This is a genomic window from Kitasatospora purpeofusca (genome assembly GCF_000718025.1).
GTDB classification, from domain to species: Bacteria; Actinomycetota; Actinomycetes; order Streptomycetales; family Streptomycetaceae; genus Kitasatospora; species Kitasatospora purpeofusca.
The window spans coordinates 64,866-87,508 of record NZ_JODS01000032.1 but is presented as its reverse complement, the minus strand read 5'-3'; the positions used below and the strand labels follow the sequence as shown (position 1 = coordinate 87,508).

The following is a 22,643-nucleotide window of genomic DNA, read 5'->3' as shown; positions in this document are numbered from 1 at the left end:
TCGCTATCCCCTTACTTGCTGACCGAGTCGATGCTGGTGATGCGCACCGCGGTGTGCTGCTGGCGGTGACCCTGACGGCGGCGGTAGCCGGTCTTGTTCTTGTAGCGCAGGATGACGATCTTGTCGCCCTTGGTCTGGTCGACCACCTCGGCGTGAGCCTTCACGCCGGCCAGCACCCACGGGTCGGAGGTGACGGCTTCACCGTCGACGACGAGGATGGTGGAGAGCTCCACCGAGTCACCCGGCTTGGCCTCGATACGGTCGATCTCCAGCACGTCGCCGACGGCGACCTTGTGCTGGCGGCCGCCTGCGCGAACGATCGCGTACATGCGGTACCTACTTTCCCAACTCGGTCGGAACTCTCGATGCCAGCCACCTGGGTACGGACACAGGGGCCTCCCCCGTCCCCCCTCACGGGGAGTCGTCCTCTTGCGAGAACCGGGAGGTGATGTGCTCGGGAGCAAGGCGTAGACACGCCAGTGGTCAAGAATACGGGCCGGTCGCCGCTGGGGCAAACCGGCCCGTACGGGTCCCGGGCGGAGGGTTCTCCGCCCGGGACCGGGCCCTACTCGGCCGCCGTATCACCCTCGGCGGCCGCCGCCTTCTTGGCCGCCGCGCTCGTCCGCTTGGTGGCGGTCTTGCGGGCGGTGGTCTTCTTCGCCGCCGTCGTCGTCTTCTTGGCGGCGACGGCGGTGGTCTTCTTGGCGGCGGTCTTGCGGGCCGCCCGCTTCTTCGGGGCCGGCGCCTCCTCGGCGGGCTCCTCGGTCGCGTCCGGAGCGGCCTCGGCCGCGGGGGCCTCGGCGGCCTCCGGGACCTCGGCGGCGGCCGGCTCGGCCACAACCTCGGCCGGGGCCTCCTCGACCGCGGCCGGCGCGGCCTGCGGCTCCTCGACCGGGGTCTGCGCCGCCGGGTCCTGGGCCGCCGGGGAGACGGCCGCCAGGGCCGACTCCAGGGCCGCCTCGGCCTTGGCCTGCAGCACCACGATCTCCGCCCCGCCCGGCGCACCGGCCGGAGCCGTCGCCTTGCGGACCGCCCGACGGCGGGGCCGTCCGGCGGGGGCAGCGGCCGGAGCCTCCACCGGGGCCTCGACCACGACCGGCGCCGCGGCGACCGGCTCGGCCACGACCTCGGCCTCGCCCGGCACCTCGATCGCCAGCTGGCCCTCGATCTCCTCGCGGACCGGCGCGGACTCGACGATCTCGAAGTCCTCGGCCTCGTCGACCTCGTCGACCGAAGCGGTCTCGACCGCCTCGACGACCTGCGACTCCTCGTTCCCGGCGCCGCCCTTGCCCCGGCGACGGCGCTTGCCGCCGCCCGCACCCGCCTCGACGGCGGCAGCGCCGCCACCGGTGTGGGCGTGGGAGTGGGAGCTCGGCTGCTCCATGTGGACGATCACACCGCGGCCGTTGCAGTGCACGCAGGGCTCGGAGAAGGACTCCAGCAGGCCCTGGCCGACCCGCTTGCGGGTCATCTGGACCAGGCCCAGCGAGGTGACCTCCGCCACCTGGTGCTTGGTCCGGTCCCGGCCCAGGCACTCCAGCAGACGGCGCAGCACCAGGTCGCGGTTGGACTCCAGGACCATGTCGATGAAGTCGATCACGATGATGCCGCCGAGGTCGCGCAGCCGCAGCTGGCGCACGATCTCCTCGGCCGCCTCGATGTTGTTCCGGGTGACCGTCTCCTCCAGGTTGCCGCCCTGGCCGACGAACTTCCCGGTGTTGACGTCGACGACGATCATCGCCTCGGTGCGGTCGATCACCAGCGAGCCGCCGCTGGGCAGCCAGACCTTGCGGTCCAGCGCCTTCATCAGCTGCTCGTCGATCCGGTAGGTGGCGAACACGTCCACCTCGGAGGTCCACCGCTGGAGCCGCCCGGCGAGGTCCGGGGCCACGTTGGAGACGTAGTCGTGGATGGTGCTCCACGCCTCGTTGCCGGAGACGATGACCTTGGTGAAGTCCTCGTTGAAGATGTCGCGGACGACCCGGACGGTCATGTCCGGCTCGCCGTAAAGCAGCGCCGGGGCGTTGCCGGAGGCGGCCTTCTTCCGGATGTCCTCCCACTGCTGCTGGAGGCGCTGGACGTCGCGGGTCAGCTCGTCCTCGGAGGCGCCCTCGGCGGCGGTGCGCACGATGACGCCCGCGTCGTCCGGGACGATCTTCTTGAGGATCTGCTTCAGACGGGCGCGCTCGTTCTCCGGCAGCTTGCGGGAGATACCGGTCATCGAGCCCTCGGGCACGTAGACCAGGTAGCGGCCGGGCAGCGAGATCTGGCTGGTCAGGCGGGCGCCCTTGTGGCCGATCGGGTCCTTGGAGACCTGGACCAGCACGGACTGGCCGGACTTCAGCACCGACTCGATCCGGCGCGGGCCGCCGTGGCCGCCCAGCGCGCCGAAGTTGACCTCACCGGCGTACAGGACCGCGTTGCGGCCCTTGCCGATGTCGACGAACGCGGCCTCCATCGACGGCAGCACGTTCTGGACCTTGCCCAGGTAGACGTTGCCGACGTACGAGGTGGCCTGCTCCTTGTTGACGTAGTGCTCGACGAGCACACCGTCCTCGAGGACGCCGATCTGGGTGCGCTGGCCGTTCTGGCGCACCACCATGACGCGCTCGACCGACTCGCGGCGGGCCAGGAACTCGGCCTCGGTGATGATCGGCACCCGGCGGCGGCCCAGCTCGCGGCCCTCGCGGCGGCGCTGCTTCTTGGCCTCCAGACGGGTGGAGCCCTTGATGGACTGCACCTCGTCCGGGTCGAACGACGGCTCGGTGGAGCGGCGGCGCGGCTCGCGCACCTTCACCACCGTGCGGACGCCGTCCTCGGTGGTCTCGGCGACCTCCACGGCGCCGGCCTCACCGCTGCGGCGGCGACGGCGACGGCGACGGCGCGAGGAGGACAGGCCGGCGGCCAGGTCGTCGTCGTCCTCGTCGTCCTCGTCGGCGGCCGCGACGGCCGGCTCCTCGACGGCGGGCTGCTCGGTCTCGGGGGCCTCGGCCTCCTCGTCGGCCTCACCGCGACGGCGGCGACGGCCACCCCGGCGGCGGCGGCGCGACGGGCGACCGTCCTCCCACTCGTCCTCGGCCTCGGGGCCGGTGGCGGGGGCGGCGACGGCCGGGGTCTCCACGGCGGCGGGCGCCTCGACCACGGCGGGGGCCTTGACGGCGGCCGGGGCCTTGGCGGCGGGGGCCTTCGCGGCGGGGGCCTCGACCCGCTCCACGGCGGCGCCACGACGACCCCGGGCCGGGGTCTGCACCCGCACCGAGGTGCGGACGCGGCGACGGCGGCCGACACCGCTGTACTCGAACTCCTCCTCCTCGCGCTGCGTCGCGGCCGGGGCGGACTCCGCCTCGACGGCGGCCGGCTGCGCGGCGGCGGGAGCGGGGGCGGACTTGGCGGCCGGGGTCGCCGGAGCCGCCTGGGCCGCCGGAGCGGTCGGGGCGACGAAGGGGGCGGGCTCCTGGAACACCGGGGCCTGGAAGATCGCGGTGGACGGGCGGACCGCGCGGCGGCGGACCCGCTGCGGCGGCTCGGCGGACTCGACGACCGGCGCCGGGGCGACCGGCTCCTCGACCGGGGCCTCCTCGGCCACCGGCTCCTCGACCTCGGGCTCGGCCTCCTCGGCCACCGGCTCCTCGACCACCACGGGGGCGGCCTCGACCACCCGGCGGCGGCGGGGACGGCGCGCCGGGGCGGCGGGCTCCTCCGCGGCGGCGGGGGCCTCGACGGCCTCCGGCTCAGCGGCGGCGGCGGGCGCCTCGACCACGGGGGCGGCCTCGGGCTCGGCCTTCTTGCGGGTCCGACGGGCCCGCACGGGCTTCTCCGCCGGCTCCGTCTCCGTCTTCTCGGCCTTCTCCGCCTTGTCGGCGGCCTTCTCCGCCTTCTCGGCCTTGGGGGCCTTCGCCTTCGCGGCGGCGACCGGGGCCTGCTCGGCCTCCGGCGCGGTGACCACGATCGCGGAGGCCTCGGGCGCTCCGGCGGGCGCCTCGGCCCGCTTGCGGGTGCGGCGGGCCCGGACCGGCTTCTCCGCCGCCGGCTCGGCGGCGGCGGTCTCGGCGACCGGCGCCTCGACCGTACGGGTGGCCTCGGCCTCGGCCGGGACGACCGTCTCGGCGGCCTCGGTGGCGGCGCCCTGCGGCGCTCCCGCGGGGCGGGACACGGCGCGGCGGCGCCGGCGCGGCGGCGCGGCGGACGCGCTGTCGCCGCCGGTCGCGGCGGTGTCGTTCGGTTCCGTCGCAGGCTGCTGCGGATCGGTGTTATCGAGCATGCGGGTGGATCTCCCGTCAGGCCCCCGGGCTCCGCATCCGGGCACGGCACGACACCGGTGGCCGGCCGGCATCACGACGATGCTCGGGCCGGACCCTCTCACGGTGCCGCCGCGCGGACGCGAGGCCGCACAGGGGCTCGTAGTCTCGCTCGGCGCCCCGCCCTCGGCGGGGTGTCGAAAGTCTTCTGGTCTGACCAGTCTTCTGAGGTTTTCCCAAGCTGCGCCGTCCCCCAACCCCGGGTGGCTCCCGGACGGGGTCCTCGGGCCCACCGACCATCGGGGTCGGCGGGCCGCAAGAGGCCGGCCTGTGCTTCGACGACGCTCGCTCCCCTGGGGAGCAGCGGGGGCCTGGAGGACCAGCGGGCCCAGTGGGGAACTGGACCCGGCCTCCGCCCGCTAGGCGGACGCGGTTGCGCGCGGCTCGCCGGCCGCCAGAGGGCCGGCCTGGGCCGCGGCGCGGTCGAGCGCCAACGGGTCGGTCACCGTGCCGGTCCCCTCGTCGAGCGGCCCCTGCGCCAGCCTGGTCACCTCTGCGGGGACCGGCGGCGCCAGGTCGGCCGTCGCACGGAGACCGGACAACACGTCGTCGGGTCGTACGGCGGGTGTGGCGTGTCGTACTACCAGGCGCAGTATCGCACAGGGACGCCCGGTCCGAACATCGCGGGTCTCTTCGCCCTCCGTGTCCGCACCGCCGTCGACCTGCGGCGGGAGGAGCTCAAGAGCCGCCACCGCCCCGCGCGCGTCGAAGACCCGCAGACCGTTCTTGGTGAGGCGTTCGACCTCGACCCGCTCCGCGGCGAGGAACAGGGCGACCGCGCGGGCCGCCTCCTGCGGGTCGACACCGTCGAGCCGCACCTGCCACTCGGAGGCCTCCAGGCGCTCCACGAAGTTGGGCGTCCGCACCTCGACCGCGTCGATCACGTCCAGGCCCGCGGGCAGCGACTCGTCCAGTTGGACGCGCAGCTCCTCCGGGTCCCGGTGGGCCGCGAGGCCGATCTCCAGGTACTCCGCCTCACTGGCCACACCGGTCGGCGCGGCATTGGCGTAGGACACCTTGGGGTGCGGGGTGAAGCCGGCCGAGTAGGCCATCGGCACCACCGAGCGGCGCAGGGCGCGCTCGAAGGCGCGCTGGAAGTCGCGGTGGCTGGTGAAGCGGAGCCGGCCGCGCTTGGTGTAGCGGAGACGAATCCGCTGCACCGTCGGCGCGGGCGGCGGACCGTCGGGCGTACGGCGTGCCAGGGTCGCTCAGTCCTTCGTCAGTGGTCCCCGTCCGCGGCGGCGGCGATTTCCCGCCACTGTCCGGACTCTTACACCTCAAAGGGTACGCGCCCCCGCCCACCCCTCGCTCCGCCCCCGCCCGCCCCGACCCGCGAACGCCCCCGCCGGAAGGATCCGACGGGGGCGCTCCGGTGCCTCTGCGGCTACTTGTTCACCACGGTGAGCGGGAGCATCGTCTTCCCGGTCGGACCGATCTGGATGCTCGTGTCCATCTGGGGCTACATGGAGCTGCACCCAAAACTGTCGCTGGGAGGGTCACCGACATGGCGAAGCGCACCCGTACGGCACGTGCCGCACAGCAGAAGGCGTACACGGTCGAGGCCGAATGGAGCACCGCGGATCTGGTGCTGCTGGAGGAGCTGAAGCGAGCCGAGGCCGCGCTCCCGACGGAGGCGCCCCGGGCGCTGCTCTCCGTCCGGCTGTCCGTACTGACGGAAGACACCACTTCCCCCGTCCGTCAGGAGCTCGAACTCCGCCGCGAGGCGCTGAACCGGGGGTGCCGCGTGGTCGGCGTCGCCAGCGACCTCAACGTCTCCGCCACCAAGGTGCCGCCGTGGAGGCGGAAGGAGCTGGGCGAGTGGCTGAACAACAGGGCGCCGGAGTTCGACGTGCTCCTGTTCTGGAAGCTCGACCGCTTCATCCGGCGGCTGTCCGACCTGAACACCATGATCGAATGGGCTCTGAAGTACGGGAAGAACCTGGTCTCCAAGCACGACTCCATCGATCTGACCACGGTCGTCGGCAAGATCCTGGTGACCTTGATCGGCGGCATCGCGGAGATCGAGGCCACCAACACCAGCACCCGCGTCGCGAGCCTCTGGGACTACACGAAGACCCAGTCCGCCTGGCTGGTCGGGAAGCCGCCCTTCGGGTACACCACCGCCGAGGACGAGAACGGCGGCGTCGTCCTTGTCATCGACACCGACGCGCACAAGGCTCTGCACTGGTGCCGACGCATGGCCCGTCGAGGCGTCTCCGCCACCCGCATGGTCAAGCTGTTGAAGCGAGCGGGCCTCGTCAGCGACGGCCTCACGGCGACGACCCTGCTGCGCCAGCTCCGTAACCCCGCCCTGATGGGCTACCGGGTCGAGGAGGAGAAGAAGGGCGGCGCCCGCCGGTCCAAGCTCGTCCTGGACAAGGCCGGGAAGCCCATCCGGGTCGCGGAGGCCGTCTTCGTCGAGGAGGAGTTCAACGAGCTCCAGGCGGATCTCGACAAGCGCAGGAAGAGCCAACCCCAGCGCCGACCCGGCGGCGCCACGACGTTCCTCGGGGTCTTCATCTGCGTCGACTGCAAGACGAACATGATCCAGCAGCGAAACCGCGTCAAGGACTGGCTGTACGAGTACCTGCGGTGCCAGGGATGCAAGGGCGGGGGCTTGGGTGCTACCAACCCCGACGTGATCAACGCCAAGCTCGTCCACGACGTGCTGTCGGTCCTCGGCGAGGAGCCCGTACAGGTGCGCGAGTACGCACGGGGTGCAGAGGCGCGCGCCCATGTCGCACAGCTCGAGAACTCCATCGCCTACTACATGAAGGAGCTGGAGCCCGGCGGCCGGTACTCCAAGACCCGGTTCACGCGCGAGCAGGCGGAGGAGACGCTGGACAGGCTGATCACCGAACTCGGAGAGATCGACCCCGAGAGCACCGAGGACCGGTGGGTGAACGTGGCCAACGGGAAGACGTTCCGGCAGCAGTGGGAGGAAGGCGGAACCGAGGCCATGGCCGCAGACCTCCTGAGGGTGGGCGTCCGGTGCGAGGTCACCCGGACCAAGGTCAAGGGCCAGCGGGCTCCCGCCATCAAGCTTCGCCTCATGATCCCCAAGGACTACCGGGACCGGCTGATCGTCAAGGAGGACCACTTCGCGAGCAAGCTCTGACATGAGCGGCCGGTCATGCGGCAGCCCCCGGTAGTCGAGGCCGGGGGCTGGTGTCGTCAGTGCTTGGCGGGGTCGTAGGGCTCCTCATTGCCGTCGTCGTCGACGATGACGATCTCGCTCCTGATGACCGGCACCTTCGTCTGCCCCGGAGTCCCGGCCCGCTCGACGGAGCCTCGGGGTACAGGTGCCGGGCCGGTCACCATGCCCCACCGGACCGGCCTGAACCTTCCGCGTCTTCGCGCGCGACTTCCCGGGTTGTGGCGAGGTCTTCGGCGATGCCGGCGGCGATAAGTGCTTCGGCCGGGGTGTGCCCGGTTCCCGCGAACCGCCATACGCTCTCGACCACGGTCTCGGTCTCACTCTCCCGGTCGGCGTACAGGCCGCGGGCGTGCTCGGCGCGTGCGGCCCGGAGCTGCCCGTATGTAGTGGAGAAGGCCCTAGTCTTGGTGAGGCTGTGGCCCCGGTAGCCGAGCATGTGGGCCCAGGCACGGAGGCGGAGGTGTTGCAGTTCGGGCAGGCCGCCGAGGCGCCAGGCGGTGGCGATGAGTGCCCGAACGTGCAGGCTGACGGGCAGGGCCCGGATCTCCGCCAGGGACTCCATCCGGCGGTCGACCGCTCCCGCGGCTTCCACGCTCTTGCTCGTGTACTTGGCGACATAGGCGGCCACGGCGTCGTCCGTAAGGCGCCCGCCGTCCCCTTTCATCAGGGGGTGGGCGTCGAGCTGGGTGCCGAAGCGCAGCCGTCCCCCACTGTGCGCCGCCGTGTCGGGAGGCGGGAGCGCGACGGCTGCGGCGGCCGAGCGGACGGTCTCCAGGAGGAGAGGCCCCGTCGCCCAGGAAGGAGGCGGAGCAGCGGGACCGTCCGGGCCGTCGAGTCGGACGACCGCGTGGAAGTGGACGGAACCGCGCTTCTGGTACTCGGCGACCTTGGCGGCGGAGACCCGCACCAGGGCGCGTACCTTCGTCCGGCCGACGCCCGCCCGGGTGGCGAGGTGGTGATAGAGGTTGTCGCGGAACGCCTTCCAGAGCGCCGGGGCCATGGCGTTCCACAGGACATGCCCGGGGTAGTCGTAGCAGTCGGTGCAGAGCGGCTGTCCGACGAGCGGGTCCGCGTCCGGGTGGAGTCGGCCGCAGCCGTGCCGACCGCCGTGTTCGCAGCACCGGCGACGGGCCCGGTGGCACTCCCCCGCACGGTGGACCGCACCGAAGGAAGGGGCGGTCAGGGTGACGAACAGCCGCGGGTGCGTCCGAACCGTGTCGGGGACGCCCTTGCCCCCGGTGAGGCCGGAGCGGACCAGGTGGAAGGTGTCGCCGCTGTGCTCGCGTGAGCAGGTGGCGCATCGGGAGGCCCGACGGTTCCGGCAGCGGACCGAGAGCCGGCCGCCGGGTTCGGCCTCGGTCGAGTAGTGGCGCAGCACCTCCCCGGTCCCGGCGTCGAGGGTTGTGCTGTGCCCCCTGAGGTGGACCGGTTCCGCGCAGCCGCCGGTGGCGCGGACCTGATCCAGCCAGCGGTTCAGATCGGGCAGCTCGCCGAGCCGGACGAAGTCCCTTTCGACGTCGGACAGTTGGCGAAGCCGCGCCTCCCGGTCGAGGAAGGCGCGGCGTGCGGTGGGGTCGTTGTACGGGTTGCTGCGGGTCATGGCGGGTGTCTCCAGGGCCAGGGTTCGCCGGGCCCCGGCCGGGCCAGTGCTGCGACGGTCCGGCCGGGGGTGGCGTGGTGGTGGATGGAGCCGGTCCGGCGGTCGAGGACAGGGCCGCCGGTGAAGGTTGGGTGGGCTGGCACGGTGATCACGCCTTTCAGGCGGTGTGGGTGAGGCCCTGGACGATCCAGGTGACGGCGCGGACGACGGGGTCGGCCCAGCCGACGCGGTCGAGGTGGATGCCGAGGACGCCGACGAGCAGGACGTGCCAGAGGCGCAGCTCGCCGGAGCGGACCAGGAGGTAGGTGACGACGATCAGGAAGGCGATCAGCACGGCGGTCATGTCCATCATGCGTGGACCCCTTCGCTCTGCTCGTCCGCCTGCTGGAGGCCCGGCCAGGTCGGCGCGAGCCGGGCGTACTTCCTGGCCGCCCGACGGGCCTGGTCGGGAGTGACGTGGATGGAGCGGGCCCTGGTCCATCGGCCGTCGGTGTCGGCGGTGATGGCGACGCCCTGTTCGGCGAGGGTGATCCGCTGAGCGGCTTCGAGGGCGTCCTTGCTGAGGTCGCCGAGCGCCATCTCCGCCGTCCCCGGATCGCTCACGCGGTGGCAGACGCGTCCGGCCAGCTGGGCACGCAGGGCGGTGACACCGGGGCCGAGGTCCGAACCGACCCGCTGTCCGGCGACGACCAAGTGGACCCCGAGGGCCGCGCCGAGCTGGGCGAGCCGGAGCAGATTGGTGGAGATCTCCCCGACCTCCGCCTTGTCGTCCCTGGTCGCGACCAGGTACAGCTCCGCGACCTCGTCCACGATCAGGACGACGGGCATCTTGCGGAGCTTGGCCGGCAGGTCCCAGACCGAGCGCGCCCCGACCGACCGGCACAACCGCATCCGGGCCTCGGTCTCGGCCACCAGCTCGGCCAGCAGCCGTGAAGCCTCCGCCCGGGTGGACGCCAGCGCCGACAGCCGGTCCTCGAACAGCGACAGTTCCATGCCGCCCTTGAGGTCGATGCCGAAGAGGGCAACCCGCTGCGGGGCGAGTTCCTTCACCAGCGAGGCGATCAGGGTGGACTTGCCGGAACGGGTCGCGCCGACGATCAGCCAGTGCGGCGCCCGCCGGAAGTCGACCACCCAGGCCCGGCCGTCCTCCAACAGGCCGACCACCGCCCGCAGCACACGCTGCTTCAGCTGGTACGGCACGACGGGGGCGCGGAGCGGGTCCCAGGCGAGCACGGACAGCGTCACGAACCCGCGCTCGTCCGACACGACCCGGACCGCATGGACCCGCCAGGTGTGCATGAGGGCTTCCACGGCGGAGACGAAGTGCTCCGGCACCTGTCCCGGGTGCAGCCGCACCGTGACGTCGAGACCGCCCCGCTTCAACTTCGGGATGCCCAGGCGGGGCGGGACCGGCCGCAGCGGGTCGCCGCGAACGACCATGTCCCCGATCAGCGCCCGCCCCGCGCGCTTGGCCACCGCGAGGCCGAGGTTCGTGGTCAGGCGACGCCACGTCACCCGGATCCGCACGACCGCGACCGGATAGCCGAGCAGGCACCACCACACGTAGGGATGGTGGCGCCGCAGACCCGGAGCCGCGCTGAGCAGGATCAGGACCACCGCCAGCAGCGTCACCCAGAGGAGCTGGAGCACGATCACCGCCGTCCCCCGTTCTCCGAGGCCGTGTTGTGGGCCTCGGTCTCCAGGTCGCGCGCCTGGCCGACGGCCTTGGTGGCGAGGACGGCGATGTGGTCGAAGAGCAGGGCACCGTCGTCGTCCCTGCCGAACGGGTCGACCTCTTCGGCCAGGTCCCCCAGTTCGCGCAGCAGGCCGCGCAGCTTCACCCGCGTCGCGCCGCTCATCAGGCGTCTCCGCCCTTCCGGGAGGCCGCCGGGGCCGACGCGGGGACGGGGGTGATCGCGTCGGCGCGGAAGGACAGGCCGTGCCGGTCCCCCATCGCCCACGAGAAGGCGGTCAGCCCGGTGACCTGCACCCGCACGCCTTCGGTCACGCCGACCGGTTCACCGGACACGCTGATCTCGACGATCGAGGCCCGCCGGCCGTCCTGCCGGACCGCGACGCCGACCGTGTAGACGGTCTGCCCCTCCCGGTCCTTGCGCACCTCCCCGGTCTCGCGGTTCGCGATCCGCGCCTCGGGGGCAACGATGCAGGTCATCGTGCCGAGCCGGGTTCCATCAACGGGAATGGACTGCATGAGCGCACACTCCTCCGACACCAAAGGCCGCATGACGTAAGTCGTCAAACGTACTTACCTTTGATGTCGAGATGATGCCCTTCCTTGACGCCCCGACGCAAGCAATTCATGCTTACGTTTAACGGCTACCGACTGACGACAGACCTAGACATGCGGCCCGAGCTGGGCAAACGACCACAGCCGAACTCTCGAAAACGACGCGACACGAGGCGGGCCCCTACCCCCGGCGCCCGCACAAGGGGTCAACACCATGGCGATCATCCGCAACGAGGCACTGCACAAGCAGGTAGCGGCGGCGATGCGACAGTCCATCGCCGCCGGCGAGTGGCCACCCGGCACGCAGCTGCCCACGGAGACCGACCTCGCCGAGAAGTACGGCGTCTCCCGACCGACCGTCAGGCTCGCCGTCGCCGCGCTCCGCAGCGAGGGCCAGTTGGACGTGAAGCAAGGCCGCGGCACCTTCGTCCGCCCCACCGTCCACGGCCCGACCGGCACCCTGGACCGGACCGTCACCACCCAGGGCAACACCTACTCGACGCCCACCGACGCCTGGTTCGGCCCCGCCGAGGAGCCCACCGTCTACCGGACCCGCACCGACGCGATCACCGCGCCACTGCTGGAGATGGATCAGGACGAACTCATGCTCGGCTGCGACCGCCTGCTGACCGACCCCACCGGCGGCGGCCGCGCCCTTCACCGCCTGCTGCTCCCCATGGAACACATCGAGGCCACCCCCCTCGCCCAGCAGCCCGCCGCGACCCCGGCCGAGGCGTACGCAACACTCGCCGCCGCCGGCCACGACATCGCTTGGCGCGAACGTGTCACCGCCCGCATCCCCCAGCCCGACGAGCGCGAGGCCCTGAAGCTCTCCGAGGCCGCCGTCCTCCTGGTCACCCACCGCACCACCTACGACCAGGCCACCGGTCTTCCCCTCATCCTCGAAGAGACCCGCCTCGGCGCCGAAACCGCCGCCCTCACCTACGCCATCGAGGCCCGGCCCGCCGAGGCCACCCGCTGACCCTGTCGCAAACCTTCTCTACTTACTCAAGGGGGCGGCCCCAGCCGCCCCGGCCGGGCATGCGGCCTTGCGGCCGTTCCGGGCCGGGCGCCTGGCCCGCCCACAGAGAAGCGCCCAGCCCCGCCAGCTGCCGCGCGACGGCTGATGCCGGGCGGCTCCGCAGTTTTACCCACCTCTCAGGCCCGGGACCCGCGTCGAGCAAGACCGGGGGGCCACTCGGCCAAACTGCGGTCAGGCCCAAAAGCCCTGACCGAGCCGCAGCAGCTTACGGCCCCCCGATCATGCCCGACCCCAGACCAGACAGGACACCGGCCAAAACCGCTCCGCCGCCCGCGCTGGTCAGCCTAGGATGCGGTCAATCGAAGCTTCGATGCCAGCCGCGCGAAGCTCCGCAGCAAGGGGAATCCTCCACCCCTTATTGGAATCCAGCTCGACATAAGTAACCCCCAAAAAGTCGCTGGGGATTTCTACTCCCGGTTCGTAGAGCGCGATAACTCGACTACGTCCGAGGAGTCCAATAAATAGTCCCAGCTCAAGAATTACGTTCTGGCGCGCCCTAGGCTTAACCTCTGAGGCGCCAGCCAACCCACCCTCGTCGTCCCCGGTGAGGATGACCACCGCAAAGGAAGCCTTCTGGGCATGATCTAGAAGCTTGCCCAGGATGTCGGCGCCCCTGCCAACTTCCTCATCTAGGACAATTACATCCCGCGAGGTTACGCGCCCCAGGAACCCCCGGACAGTCTCCCGCGCCTGGTGGTCTCGGCCATGGACCAGAAAAATCGCATCACCCATCGCGACCTGCTCAGAGGCCGGAGATTCTTGCTGCCAGAGCTCCAGGCGATCTCTGATCGACGACAGAACCCTCAACTTCTTGGGCAAAATCGCAGTAAGGGCGGCGTTGACGTACTCCGCCGTCTTAGCGGCACCGAACTTAAGATCGAAAATCTCAATGTCAAGGCTTGCAAATTCGCCCGGCGGCGCTAGCGTCAGAGCACCATCAACCTCAAATCCAGACTGGAGAATAGCATCAGTGTATTCATTCCAGTTGAGAAATTGAGACTGGAACTCTTGAACTTCTTCAGCTGTCGTTCGAGGAAGACGGCCGATCTCCTCTCCCTTTGAGATCTGGTCGCCAAGCTTGCTGTCCATCACGTCGACGCTGCCGACGAGTCGCACCTTCGCCATAACCGCATGCTACGCCGGTTCAGACCCGGCAGTGAGTCAAGCAGCAAAACTGATCCCTAGTGCCCCATGCGCGCCCGATCGGGCGGCGAGTTGCGGGAGCGCCTGGAACACCGAGGCCCGGAGAAGCAGTTCAAAAGAGTGAGGGCCCCGCGAAGGGGCCCTCGCACTACGGCCAAAGACCGTAGTGCCGCGCCGTCCAGATCACGCACTCCGCTATGGCCCGTCCCGCAAGGAACTTGAGGACCTGGTTGCTGAGATCTGCGTACCACGCACGCTTACTGGACTGATCTGCCATTGGGCAAACCCTCTCAGTGACTGGCGTAGAACCGCTCCGCCGTCCGGGCGGACTCCCGTCGTGAGCCGCTTGCGGCAGATCGTGAAGTCACCCTCTGGCAGAGAACCAGCGCAGCTGGCACATTACTCGCCCAGCACGACGAGCGAAAGCGATCCGCTCGGAACAGACGCTCCCTCGGCGCCACAACGCACGATGAGCGGGCTCGTGCCGCCAATGAGAGCGCACGGAACTGAGTACCTAGCTGCGATACAACCGTCACACACTTCGGCGGACGACAACGGACGCTTGGGGGCTGTCGGCGCAGGTCAGCGGTGCCGCTCACAAAGGTCGGGTGGGTGCTCAGGTTGCTTCGGGACGAAGCAGCCAACCCGCTGGATCTGGTGGAAGCTTGTGCAGCCACCAGTCCCAGTCAGTGCGATTCCCGACGGGCAACAGCAGCCAGACATAGAAGCTCTTCGAGGCTCAGCCATCCCTCGGCAATCCCCTCAAGCCTGACTACTGGGCCGCCGCTGGCGTCCGTGTCTGCGATAGCACGCAGCTGTGCCCGCGCTACACCGCATGCGGCGAGCAAACCGTTCAACTCGTCGGCCGCCTGCTTTGCCGCCCGCCAGCCGGCGGCGTAGTCCACTCCCGGCAGCCACACCCACGCACCCGGATCGAGGCCTGCCGCCAACTCCGCACCGAAGTCGTCGTCCCCGTCCAACTGTTCTTCAACTCCCCTGGTCAAGAACCGAACCGGGCCATCAGTGCACTGACATGCCGAGGAGCCCGATACCATCGGCATCGGGTTCCGGCCCACCGGACCACCCCTCTCCCGCCAAGGTTCCGGGGTGGTCCGGCACGTGTTCGGTTGTTCTTGATCAGGTCATGTGCGATCCCGTTCCGGCTCGTCGCAGGCGAAGATCCGCCGGAAGAGTTCTGCCTCGGTCAGGCCGATCAGCGGATCGTCAGCGCTGTTCCTCTCGCGCCGGATCCGCCACATCAGGAGGGCTCGCTGGGCGTCGGCGAAGCCGGGCTCGTCGCACCACGCCATGACGTCACGGTGCGCTGCTCGGCGCCCGGGCGAGACTGCCCGAACAGGCCAGGAGAACTGGCCGTCGAGCAGCCACCAGGTCGAGACCCGGTCCCGCCAGGCCCGCAAGTACCGGATCACCGTGGTGCTCCAGGACCGGCGGGGTACAGGCGGACCAGGGTCGGGGTCAGGTCGAGGAAGGCCAGGGCCCGCACCTCTCCCTGCGTCGCGAGCCGCTGCCCGACCGTCTGCGCCTCCGACGGTCCGAACAGCTCGGCGAAGTAGCCGTGCTGGTCCGGGCTCAGTGGAAGCACGGCAAGCGTCCGCAGCAGCGCGGCCATCGCGTCCGTCAACTTGCTGAAGCACGCCGGTGCGGTGATGCCCCGGACTTCCGCGATCACCGGGAACGGGTACAGACAGACCGCTTCCAGTCCCGATCCACCATGCTCTTCAGGTGCGGTCATCTCCCCGCCACCTCCCCCGCACGACGCGGGTGCCACCGGTGGACACTGACCGTCCGGCCGTTCACCACGATGCTTCGGATCAACGCCTTCCCCAGCCCCGCGCCGCAGTAGAAGCACCGCGACGAAACCCCGGAACGCCGACTCATTCCGCACCGCCCTTCGGGCTCACCAGAGCCCAGACGATCTTTCCGATGCCTTCGGGCCGGGGCCCGTAACCCCATTCGAGGGACAGGGCTTCAACCAGGTACAGCCCGCGCCCCGACATGTCCTCCGGGTCGGCGGTGCGCCGGATCGCGGGCTTCTCGCTGCTCGCGTCGTGGACCTCGATCCGCAGGTGGTCGCACACCACCTCGAACCGGACGGCGATCTCACGTCCGGGCGACACCCGCGCGTGCACCACCGCGTTCGCCACCAACTCGCCGAGCACCAGCTGACCGTCCACCGTGAGGGCCCTGCCGCCCGGAACGCTCTGCAGGAACTCACGCAGGTGGCTCCTGGCGACCTGCGCGGATCGCCTGTGCCGCGTGAGCGTCGTCTCGAACGCGGGTATGCCGACGGCCGGCCTGTAGGGTTCGGGGCCGTCTTGGGGGTTTCCCGAGCTGATCACGTACACCGCCTCCCGATGTCCCAGCGGACGGCCCGAACCTGGACGTTCCGGCCCTTGACCCCAGGCTGCCGATCGGGAGTGCAGACTTCGTACCCAAGCTGATTACCCAATGTGGGTAAACTCACAGGCAATCAACTTGCTTGCGGTGGCTGATGATCGACAGCGGGGGCAGTGGTGACCGAGGCTCGCGTACCGGACCGGCTGCCCGCAGGTCTGCTCTCCCACCCCGAGATGATCGCCGCCTGCCGAAGACGCGACTTCGCCTCCGTCTTCCGGCTGCTCAAGCTGGCGGGGATCTACCCGTCACTCATCGCTCGCGCCTGCGACATGACACCGAGCCGGGTGGGCGAGGTCATGTCCGGGAAGCGCAAGATCGAGAAGATCGATCTCATCGAGCGGATCGCCGACGGACTCCACATCCCGGGGCGCATGCTCGGCCTGTCCGACCGGCCGTGGGAGCAGGCGGGACTTGTCCCGCAGCCCCGGCGGCGCCCGCCGGAGTCGTCCGCCGGCGGGCGGGACCTCAACGCCCCGATCGACCCCGAACTCTTCGTCAGCCATCTGCGCTGTGCGATGCCCGGTCACTACAAGTCCGCGAACCTGCTCGGCTCCCGCCACGCGCTCGACGCGGTCACGCGCCACGTCCAACTGCTCGACCGTCTCCAGCAGGACGCCGAGGGCCGTGCCCGGGACGAGCTCCTCACCATCGGCGCCCGCACCGCGGAGTTCCTGGGCTGGCTGAACCAGGACCTCGGGCACTTCGACCGGGCCCTGTACTGGTCGGACCGCGCCATGGAGTGGGCGCAGGAGGCCGACGACGACGTGATGGCCGCCTACGTGCTCTTCCGGAAGAGCAACCAGGCCACCGCCCAACGCAATGGTCAGAAGGCCGTCAGTCTTGCCCGCGCGGCCCAACGCTCGGTCGGGGCCACCCACCGGATCCGGGCCCTGGCAGCGCAGCAGGAGGCCCAGGGGCACGCGCTCATGGGCAACCCGCGCTTCGCCCAGGAGAAGTTCGACGAGGCCCACGAGGTCGCCTCCTCACCGGACGACTCGCACGCCGACGACGCCCTTGATCTCGCCTACTGCACGCCGACCTACATCGAGATGCAGCGGGCGAACTGCCTGATCGAGCTCGGCGCCCCGCACACGGCCGTGGGCATGTTCGAGGCGGAGCTCCGAATCCTCCCGCCGATCTACCGCAACGACCAGGGCGTCTACCTCTCCCGGCTGGCGCGCGCCTACGCGGTCTCCGGTGAACCCGAGCAGGCGGCCGCCGCAGCCGACCGCGCACTGTCGATCGCTGTCGACACCGAGTCGGCCCGCGCGATGTCAGAACTGTCCGCCGCAGGCAGGGCTCTCCGGCGTTGGAGCGCCGTACCCGAAGTCGCCACGTTCATTGGCCGCTTGACCCTGATGAGCGGTGGGAGCCCTCTCGACCGCTGACGGCCCGATGGGAGAGGCTGGGCCCATGGACGCACTGATCACGGCCGCCACCTCCGCAGACGAACGCCGACGCGGCGCCAGGATCGCCGTACTGCCGGTCGGCAGCTTCGAGCAGCACGGCGACCACCTGCCCCTGACCACGGACACCGTCGTCGCCAGCCTGATCGCCCAGCGGATCGCCGCCGACCACGACCTGTTCCTCCTGCCGCCGATCACGCTGTCCTGCTCCCACGAGCACGCGCACATGCCCGGCACCGTCAGCATCAGCGCCGCCACGCTCTACGCCGTGATCAACGACATCTGGAAGTCCCTCCGGGCGTCCGGCGTTCCCGGCCTGCTGATCGTGAACGGGCACGGCGGGAACTACGTGCTCTCCAACGTGGTCCAGGAGGCCAACACTGAGGGCTCGCGCCTCGCCCTGTTCCCGGTCCGCGAGGACTGGCACCGGGCCCGCGAAGCCGCCGGCCTGGAGAGCAGCAGCGCCGAGGACATGCACGGTGGCGAACTGGAGGTCTCCCTGCTGCTCCACGGCGCCCCCGAACTCGTCCGGGACGGCGTCGCGGACGACGACCACCACGCCCCGGAGCGTCCGTATCTCCTCACCCTGGGCATGGCCGGGTACACCCGGAACGGCATCATCGGCCGCCCGTCGCTCGGAACGGCCGAGAAGGGCAAGGCGCTCCTCGACAGCCTGTCCGGGTCGGCCGCCGCCCACCTGTCACTCATTGGTGGCAACTGAGAACTATCAGGCGTCACCTGGAAGTGGGTGCCAGGGCCATATGTCCGCCACCCGCCATGGTTGTCGAGTCAAACGCGGGGGCACGCCTCCCGCATGGATTCAGGGATAGCCGCCGTAGTCGGTGCAGCCATCGGCGTGTTCGGTGGCGCTGCAGGTGGCTGGCTCACAGTTGTCGGCCAGAGCCGACAGCAGGAGCGCCAGCAGCGGATCGATCAGCAGCGCCACCTGGAAGAGGTGCGCCGAGAGGCCTACACCGCGTGCATCAGCGCTTCGAAGCAGGTCTCGGCCCGCTGGTGGCGGGTCGCGGCCCAGCTCCGCACAGCCGGCAGCACGCCGGACCAGTGGGAGGCGGCCGCCAGCGAGGCACACGCTGCTTGGGCACCGTTCAGCACTGCAGTGGCCGGGGTCACCGTGGTCGGGCCCCGCTCGGTCGCCGAAGCTGCCGAAGTCCTGCGTCGTGCGCTGTACGAGCTGGACCAAGCTGCGGTCGCCTGGCACGGAGCAGCCCGGGAAGCCGGCCACGGCAACCTGACCGACTTCGATGATCGCTACATGGCTGCGGTGACCGGCAAGCGTGAGCCGGGGCAGGCCTTCCAGCAAGCCGCTCGGGAGACGCTGAACACCGAGAGGTGATCCGGCGAAGCAGTGAACCACCGGTATCCCGTCCGGGTGTACGAGAGAGCCCTCCCCGAGAGATTCGGGGAGGGCTCTGTGCGTCGCTCCAAGGCCTCAGATCCACTCGATCGAGGTCTCGATGCCCGGGGCACTCCGGGCGGCGGGCAGAGGGGTCTTCTGGCCGCCCTGCCGGGCCTTCCCGGAGGACGGGGCGGGCCCGTCCGGGGCGCGCGTCACGAAGAGCGCGCCCAGGACGAGCTCCCGCTCATCCTCCGAAAGAGTGTGAAGTAAGTCACACAGCTCGCCGACCGTGCCACCCACTCCGCCACCTATTTCTGCTGGCCAGGGCCGCCGACGACCGTCAGCGGGAGCATCTTCTTGCCCGTGGGGCCGATTTGTATGGCCGTGTCCATCTGGGGGCACACGCCGCAGTCGAAGCACGGCGTCCAGCGGCAGTCGTCGACCTCGACCTCCTCCAGAGCGTCCTGCCAGTCCTCCCACAGCCAGTCCTTGTCGAGGCCGCTGTCCAGGTGGTCCCAGGGCAGGACCTCCTCGTAGCCGCGCTCGCGGGTGGTGTACCAGTCGACGTCGACGCCGGTGCCGGCCAGGCCCTTCTCTGCGGCGGCCATCCAGCGGTCGTAGGAGAAGTGCTCGCGCCAGCCGTCGAAGCGGCCGCCGTCCTCGTAGACCGCGCGGATGATCGCGCCGACCCGGCGGTCGCCGCGGGAGAGCAGGCCCTCGACGATGCCGGGCTTGCCGTCGTGGTAGCGGTAGCCGATGTTCTTGCCGTACTTGCGGTCGCCGCGGATGGAGTCGCGCAGCTTGGCCAGGCGGGCGTCGGTGGCCTCGGCGGACAGCTGCGGGGCCCACTGGAACGGGGTGTGCGGCTTGGGCACGAACCCGCCGATGGAGACGGTGCAGCGGATGTCGTTCTGGCCGGTGACCTCGCGGCCCTTCTGGATGACGTTCTTCGCCATCTCGCCGATCTGGAGCACGTCCTCGTCGGTCTCGGTGGGCAGGCCGCACATGAAGTACAGCTTCACCTGGCGCCAGCCGTTGCCGTACGCGGTGGCGACGGTGCGGATGAGGTCCTCCTCCGACACCATCTTGTTGATCACCTTGCGCATGCGCTCGCTGCCGCCCTCGGGGGCGAAGGTGAGGCCGGAGCGGCGGCCGTTGCGGCTGAGCTCGTTGGCGAGGTCGATGTTGAAGGCGTCGACGCGGGTGGACGGCAGGGAGAGGCCGATCTTGTCGTCCGTGTAGCGGTCGGCCAGGCCCTTGGCGATCTCACCGATCTCGGTGTGGTCGGCGGAGGACAGCGACAGCAGGCCGACCTCCTCGAAGCCGGTGGCCTTGAGTCCGCGGTCGACCATCTCGCCGATGCCGGTGATGCTTCGCTCCCGCACGGGGCGCGTGATCATGCCGGCCTGGCAGAAGCGGCAGCCGCGGGTGCAGCCGCGGAAGATCTCCACGGACATCCGCTCGTGCACGGTCTCCGCGAGCGGGACGAGCGGCTGCTTGGGGTAGGGCCACTCGTCGAGGTCCATCACGGTGTGCTTGGAGACCCGCCACGGCACGCCCGGGGCGTTCGGCACGACCCGGGCGATCCGGCCGTCCGGCAGGTACTCGACGTCGTAGAACCTCGGCACGTACACGCCGCCGGTGCGGGCCAGCCGCAGCAGCAGCTCGTCGCGGCCGCCCGGGCGGCCCTCGGCCTTCCACTCCCGGACGATCCTGGTGATGTCGAGCACGGCCTGCTCGCCGTCACCGATGACCGCGCAGTCGATGAACTCCGCGATCGGCTCGGGATTGAACGCGGCGTGGCCGCCGGCCAGCACGACCGGGTGGTCCTCGGTGCGGTCGCGGGCCTCCAGCGGGATGCCGGCCAGTTCGAGCGCGGTCAGCATGTTGGTGTAGCCGAGCTCGGTGGAGAAGGAGAGCCCGAACACGTCGAACGCCTTCACCGGCCGGTGGGCGTCCACGGTGAACTGGGGCACACCGTGCTCGCGCATCAGCGCCTCGAGGTCCGGCCAGACGCTGTAGGTGCGCTCGGCGAGGACGCCCTCCTGCTCGTTGAGCACCTCGTAGAGGATCATGACGCCCTGGTTGGGCAGACCCACCTCGTAGGCGTCGGGGTACATGAGCGCCCAGCGGACGTCGCAGGCGTCCCAGTCCTTGACGGTCGAGTTGAGCTCGCCGCCGACGTACTGGATCGGCTTCTGGACGTGCGGGAGGAGAGCCTCCAGGCGTGGGAAGACCGATTCGACAGTCATGAGTACCAGGAACCCTTACGACGTTCGGACCGCCGCTCGCTCGGCATGGCGACGGCTGGGAGGGGTGACCCTCAAGGGTAGCCGAACCGCCGTGTTCCCCGGCCCGGCCGCCCTCGCCCCGGGACCGGCCGCGGGCCTCGCGACGGCCCGTGCCGAGGGGTGTACGGACAGGTCCCGGCACGTGAACGCAGCCCCACCGCGGGACCCCGGCGACTGTTGACACGCTCCGAGGCCGCGTGCGGTACTGGCAAGGCTCCACCGGAAGGTCCTGTGCGCCCCCGGGACAAGGGAGTTGGCCGCGCGCGCACCGGCCGTGCCGGGCGGCCCGGCGCGACCCCGCGCCGGACTCCCGGCCCAGGCCCCCGACCGCGCCGACCGCCCGCCCCCGAGGACAGGAGAGCCATGACCGACACGGGCCGGCGGACGCGCCGGATCGACAGCCCGTGCAACGACACCGAGAGCTACCCGACCGTGGCCCGGGCGATCGCCGCGGCCCGCGGGCTGGCCCGCCGCCACCCCGGCCGCTGCCGGGTGCGCGAGGTGGGCCGTTCCCGTGCCGGACGCCCGCTGGTGCTGCTCTCGGTGGACGACGGCGAGCACACCGTCCTCGTGGTCGGCGGCCCGCACCCGAACGAGCCGGTCGGCCTGGCCGCCGCCGTCCGGCTGGCCGAGCAGGCACTGGCGCAGCCGCCCCGCCCCGGGGTCGGCTGGCACGTCCTGCTCTGCCTGGACCCGGACGGCGCCGCGCTGAACGAGGGCTGGCTGAACGGGCCGCTCACCGCGGCCCGGCACTACGAGCACTTCTTCCGGCCCGCCTTCCACGAGCAGCCCGAACTGCTGCCGCACCCGGACGGGCCGCTCGCCCCGATGCCGGAGAGCCGGGTGCTGACCGGGCTGATCGACGAGCTGCGCCCGGTGCTCCAGTGCTCGCTGCACGGCGTGGACTTCGGCGGCGCCTTCGTGCAGCTCACCCGGCCGCTGCCGGCCCTGGCCGGGCGCTTCGCCCGTTCGGCGGCCCGCGGCGGCATCCCGCTGGACGTCGACTCCTACGACGCGCTCGGCTGGGCCAGCCCGGCCCCCGGCACCTATCTGATGCCGCCGCCGGGCCGGAGCCGGCAGCCGCTGCCGGACCGCCCCGAGCTGTCCACCTGGGCGTACGCGGGCCGGCACGGCGGGACGACGGCCGTGCTGGAGGTCCCGATGTGGGCGGTGGACGCGGTCGGCGACCACCGTCCGGCCCCGGACGTGGCCGCCGCCATGGCGGCCTGCGCGGACCGGCTGCGGTCCCGGGTGGCGGAGCTGACCGCCCTGCTGCCACAGGTGCCGACGCACGCGGGGGTGGCGTACGGGCCGCTGCTGCGCTCGGTGGAGTTCAATCTGGCGGTCTGCCCGCCGGTGGTGGACGACTGGCTGGCGAACTGGTCGACGGCGGCGCTGTCGGTGTCCCGGGTGACCACGGCCCGGATCGTCGCCGAGCGGCTGCCGCTGCGGATCGCCGCGATGCTGCTTCGGCTGCTCGCGGACAGCGGCGGCCCGGCGGCGGACGCGGCCCGGGTGCGGGCCCGGGGGGTGGCGGCGGCGAGCCTGGAGGGCCTGCAGCGCCTCGGCGCCCGCTGGGTCCCGGTCGAGACCCAGGTCGCCCACCAGACCCGGGCGGTGCTCGCGGCCGCCGATCTGCTGCTGCCCTGAGGGGCGCACACACGGCGAGGGCCGGACCGGGGA

Annotated in this window: 22 protein-coding genes; 6 read left to right on the top strand and 16 right to left on the bottom strand. The window is 71.0% G+C overall.

Features of this window, described 5'->3' with window-relative positions; all coding sequences use genetic code 11:
• Positions 1-11: 11 nt before the first annotated feature.
• The 3 genes from rplU to IF01_RS0133765 form a co-directional block, all read right to left on the bottom strand.
• The gene (gene rplU, locus IF01_RS0133775) at positions 12-329 is read right to left on the bottom strand and encodes a 50S ribosomal protein L21 (protein ID WP_030397424.1); all 318 of its coding nucleotides are present in this window, start codon (positions 327-329) and stop codon (positions 12-14) included.
• A gap of 236 nt (positions 330-565) precedes the next feature.
• The gene (locus IF01_RS0133770) at positions 566-4,261 is read right to left on the bottom strand and encodes an Rne/Rng family ribonuclease (protein WP_030397423.1); all 3,696 of its coding nucleotides are present in this window, start codon (positions 4,259-4,261) and stop codon (positions 566-568) included.
• A gap of 396 nt (positions 4,262-4,657) precedes the next feature.
• Entirely contained in the window at positions 4,658-5,458 is an 801-nt protein-coding gene (locus IF01_RS0133765; protein WP_030397422.1) for a TIGR03936 family radical SAM-associated protein, read from the bottom strand.
• Positions 5,459-5,802: 344 nt separating this feature from the next.
• Here IF01_RS0133765 and IF01_RS0133760 point away from each other — a divergent pair, with 344 nt between their 5' ends.
• Positions 5,803-7,416: a recombinase family protein gene (locus tag IF01_RS0133760; protein WP_051756735.1), complete on the top strand. Its 1,614-nt coding sequence runs from the start codon at positions 5,803-5,805 to the stop codon at positions 7,414-7,416.
• Positions 7,417-7,472: 56 nt separating this feature from the next.
• Here IF01_RS0133760 and IF01_RS48655 read toward each other — a convergent pair whose 3' ends face one another.
• From IF01_RS48655 to IF01_RS0133730, 6 genes are all read right to left on the bottom strand, one after another.
• Positions 7,473-7,619, bottom strand: coding sequence for a hypothetical protein (locus tag IF01_RS48655; protein ID WP_157855424.1), 147 nt, complete (start codon positions 7,617-7,619; stop codon positions 7,473-7,475).
• Positions 7,613-9,055 (bottom strand): replication initiator, encoded by a 1,443-nt coding sequence (locus IF01_RS0133750; RefSeq protein WP_030397420.1) that lies wholly within the window; start codon positions 9,053-9,055, stop codon positions 7,613-7,615. The genes IF01_RS48655 and IF01_RS0133750 overlap by 7 nt, the downstream gene beginning before the upstream one ends.
• Before the next feature lie 157 nt (positions 9,056-9,212).
• A complete protein-coding gene (locus tag IF01_RS0133745; protein WP_157855423.1) occupies positions 9,213-9,407 on the bottom strand; it encodes a hypothetical protein in 195 nt (64 codons plus the stop codon).
• Entirely contained in the window at positions 9,404-10,711 is a 1,308-nt protein-coding gene (locus tag IF01_RS0133740) for an FtsK/SpoIIIE domain-containing protein (RefSeq protein ID WP_341845517.1), read from the bottom strand. The genes IF01_RS0133745 and IF01_RS0133740 overlap by 4 nt, the downstream gene beginning before the upstream one ends.
• A complete protein-coding gene (locus IF01_RS0133735) occupies positions 10,708-10,914 on the bottom strand; it encodes a hypothetical protein (protein WP_030397417.1) in 207 nt (68 codons plus the stop codon). The genes IF01_RS0133740 and IF01_RS0133735 overlap by 4 nt, the downstream gene beginning before the upstream one ends.
• The gene (locus tag IF01_RS0133730; RefSeq protein WP_030397416.1) at positions 10,914-11,267 is read right to left on the bottom strand and encodes an SCO3933 family regulatory protein; all 354 of its coding nucleotides are present in this window, start codon (positions 11,265-11,267) and stop codon (positions 10,914-10,916) included. The genes IF01_RS0133735 and IF01_RS0133730 overlap by 1 nt, the downstream gene beginning before the upstream one ends.
• 250 nt (positions 11,268-11,517) lie before the next feature.
• On the opposite strand from IF01_RS0133730, the gene IF01_RS0133725 reads away from it, so the two are divergent.
• A complete protein-coding gene (locus IF01_RS0133725) occupies positions 11,518-12,285 on the top strand; it encodes a GntR family transcriptional regulator (protein WP_030397415.1) in 768 nt (255 codons plus the stop codon).
• Positions 12,286-12,624: 339 nt separating this feature from the next.
• Here IF01_RS0133725 and IF01_RS44555 read toward each other — a convergent pair whose 3' ends face one another.
• From IF01_RS44555 to IF01_RS0133705, 5 genes are all read right to left on the bottom strand, one after another.
• Positions 12,625-13,470: a TIR domain-containing protein gene (locus IF01_RS44555; RefSeq protein WP_051756733.1), complete on the bottom strand. Its 846-nt coding sequence runs from the start codon at positions 13,468-13,470 to the stop codon at positions 12,625-12,627.
• A gap of 704 nt (positions 13,471-14,174) precedes the next feature.
• Entirely contained in the window at positions 14,175-14,468 is a 294-nt protein-coding gene (locus tag IF01_RS46270; RefSeq protein ID WP_208624386.1) for a hypothetical protein, read from the bottom strand.
• A gap of 162 nt (positions 14,469-14,630) precedes the next feature.
• Positions 14,631-14,798: a hypothetical protein gene (locus IF01_RS48650; protein ID WP_157855422.1), complete on the bottom strand. Its 168-nt coding sequence runs from the start codon at positions 14,796-14,798 to the stop codon at positions 14,631-14,633.
• A gap of 116 nt (positions 14,799-14,914) precedes the next feature.
• A complete protein-coding gene (locus IF01_RS0133710; RefSeq protein WP_157855421.1) occupies positions 14,915-15,241 on the bottom strand; it encodes a hypothetical protein in 327 nt (108 codons plus the stop codon).
• Positions 15,242-15,383: 142 nt separating this feature from the next.
• The gene (locus IF01_RS0133705; RefSeq protein WP_157855420.1) at positions 15,384-15,848 is read right to left on the bottom strand and encodes an ATP-binding protein; all 465 of its coding nucleotides are present in this window, start codon (positions 15,846-15,848) and stop codon (positions 15,384-15,386) included.
• Positions 15,849-16,022: 174 nt separating this feature from the next.
• Here IF01_RS0133705 and IF01_RS0133700 point away from each other — a divergent pair, with 174 nt between their 5' ends.
• The 3 genes from IF01_RS0133700 (at position 16,023) to IF01_RS0133685 (ending at position 18,666) form a co-directional block, all read left to right on the top strand.
• The gene (locus IF01_RS0133700; protein WP_157855419.1) at positions 16,023-17,294 is read left to right on the top strand and encodes an NsdA family TPR-like regulatory protein; all 1,272 of its coding nucleotides are present in this window, start codon (positions 16,023-16,025) and stop codon (positions 17,292-17,294) included.
• Positions 17,295-17,319: 25 nt separating this feature from the next.
• Positions 17,320-18,033, top strand: a complete 714-nt coding sequence (locus IF01_RS0133695; RefSeq protein WP_030397409.1) for a creatininase family protein — start codon at positions 17,320-17,322, stop codon at positions 18,031-18,033.
• 93 nt (positions 18,034-18,126) lie between these two features.
• Complete coding sequence (locus tag IF01_RS0133685; protein ID WP_157855418.1) at positions 18,127-18,666, top strand: hypothetical protein; 540 nt, start codon at positions 18,127-18,129, stop codon at positions 18,664-18,666.
• Between the two features lie 96 nt (positions 18,667-18,762).
• On the opposite strand, the gene IF01_RS51215 is transcribed toward IF01_RS0133685, so the two are convergent.
• Together IF01_RS51215 and IF01_RS0133675 are read right to left on the bottom strand one after the other, a co-directional pair.
• Positions 18,763-18,885 (bottom strand): hypothetical protein, encoded by a 123-nt coding sequence (locus IF01_RS51215; protein ID WP_279617286.1) that lies wholly within the window; start codon positions 18,883-18,885, stop codon positions 18,763-18,765.
• A gap of 92 nt (positions 18,886-18,977) precedes the next feature.
• Positions 18,978-20,921 carry a TIGR03960 family B12-binding radical SAM protein gene (locus tag IF01_RS0133675; RefSeq protein ID WP_030397406.1) on the bottom strand — a complete coding sequence of 648 codons (1,944 nt, stop codon included), beginning with the start codon at positions 20,919-20,921 and terminating at the stop codon, positions 18,978-18,980.
• Positions 20,922-21,323: 402 nt separating this feature from the next.
• On the opposite strand from IF01_RS0133675, the gene IF01_RS0133670 reads away from it, so the two are divergent.
• Positions 21,324-22,610 (top strand): M14 family zinc carboxypeptidase, encoded by a 1,287-nt coding sequence (locus tag IF01_RS0133670; protein WP_051756729.1) that lies wholly within the window; start codon positions 21,324-21,326, stop codon positions 22,608-22,610.
• Positions 22,611-22,643 lie beyond the last annotated feature (33 nt).

Excerpts from the sequence above, each read along its gene's own strand:
- IF01_RS48650 (WP_157855422.1), bottom strand. The coding sequence starts at position 14,798 with ATGGCGTGGTGCGACGAGCCCGGCTTCGCCGACGCCCAGCGAGCCCTC.
- IF01_RS0133745 (WP_157855423.1), bottom strand. The coding sequence starts at position 9,407 with ATGATGGACATGACCGCCGTGCTGATCGCCTTCCTGATCGTCGTCACC.
- IF01_RS0133735 (WP_030397417.1), bottom strand. The coding sequence starts at position 10,914 with ATGAGCGGCGCGACGCGGGTGAAGCTGCGCGGCCTGCTGCGCGAACTG.
- IF01_RS0133710 (WP_157855421.1), bottom strand. The coding sequence starts at position 15,241 with ATGACCGCACCTGAAGAGCATGGTGGATCGGGACTGGAAGCGGTCTGT.
- IF01_RS0133725 (WP_030397415.1), top strand. The coding sequence starts at position 11,518 with ATGGCGATCATCCGCAACGAGGCACTGCACAAGCAGGTAGCGGCGGCG.
- IF01_RS48655 (WP_157855424.1), bottom strand. The coding sequence starts at position 7,619 with ATGGTGACCGGCCCGGCACCTGTACCCCGAGGCTCCGTCGAGCGGGCC.
- rplU (WP_030397424.1), bottom strand. The coding sequence starts at position 329 with ATGTACGCGATCGTTCGCGCAGGCGGCCGCCAGCACAAGGTCGCCGTC.
- IF01_RS0133670 (WP_051756729.1), top strand. The coding sequence starts at position 21,324 with ATGACCGACACGGGCCGGCGGACGCGCCGGATCGACAGCCCGTGCAAC.
- IF01_RS0133730 (WP_030397416.1), bottom strand. The coding sequence starts at position 11,267 with ATGCAGTCCATTCCCGTTGATGGAACCCGGCTCGGCACGATGACCTGC.
- IF01_RS44555 (WP_051756733.1), bottom strand. The coding sequence starts at position 13,470 with ATGGCGAAGGTGCGACTCGTCGGCAGCGTCGACGTGATGGACAGCAAG.
- IF01_RS0133675 (WP_030397406.1), bottom strand. The coding sequence starts at position 20,921 with ATGACTGTCGAATCGGTCTTCCCACGCCTGGAGGCTCTCCTCCCGCAC.
- IF01_RS0133760 (WP_051756735.1), top strand. The coding sequence starts at position 5,803 with ATGGCGAAGCGCACCCGTACGGCACGTGCCGCACAGCAGAAGGCGTAC.
- IF01_RS0133695 (WP_030397409.1), top strand. The coding sequence starts at position 17,320 with ATGGACGCACTGATCACGGCCGCCACCTCCGCAGACGAACGCCGACGC.
- IF01_RS0133750 (WP_030397420.1), bottom strand. The coding sequence starts at position 9,055 with ATGACCCGCAGCAACCCGTACAACGACCCCACCGCACGCCGCGCCTTC.
- IF01_RS0133685 (WP_157855418.1), top strand. The coding sequence starts at position 18,127 with ATGGATTCAGGGATAGCCGCCGTAGTCGGTGCAGCCATCGGCGTGTTC.
- IF01_RS0133770 (WP_030397423.1), bottom strand. The coding sequence starts at position 4,261 with ATGCTCGATAACACCGATCCGCAGCAGCCTGCGACGGAACCGAACGAC.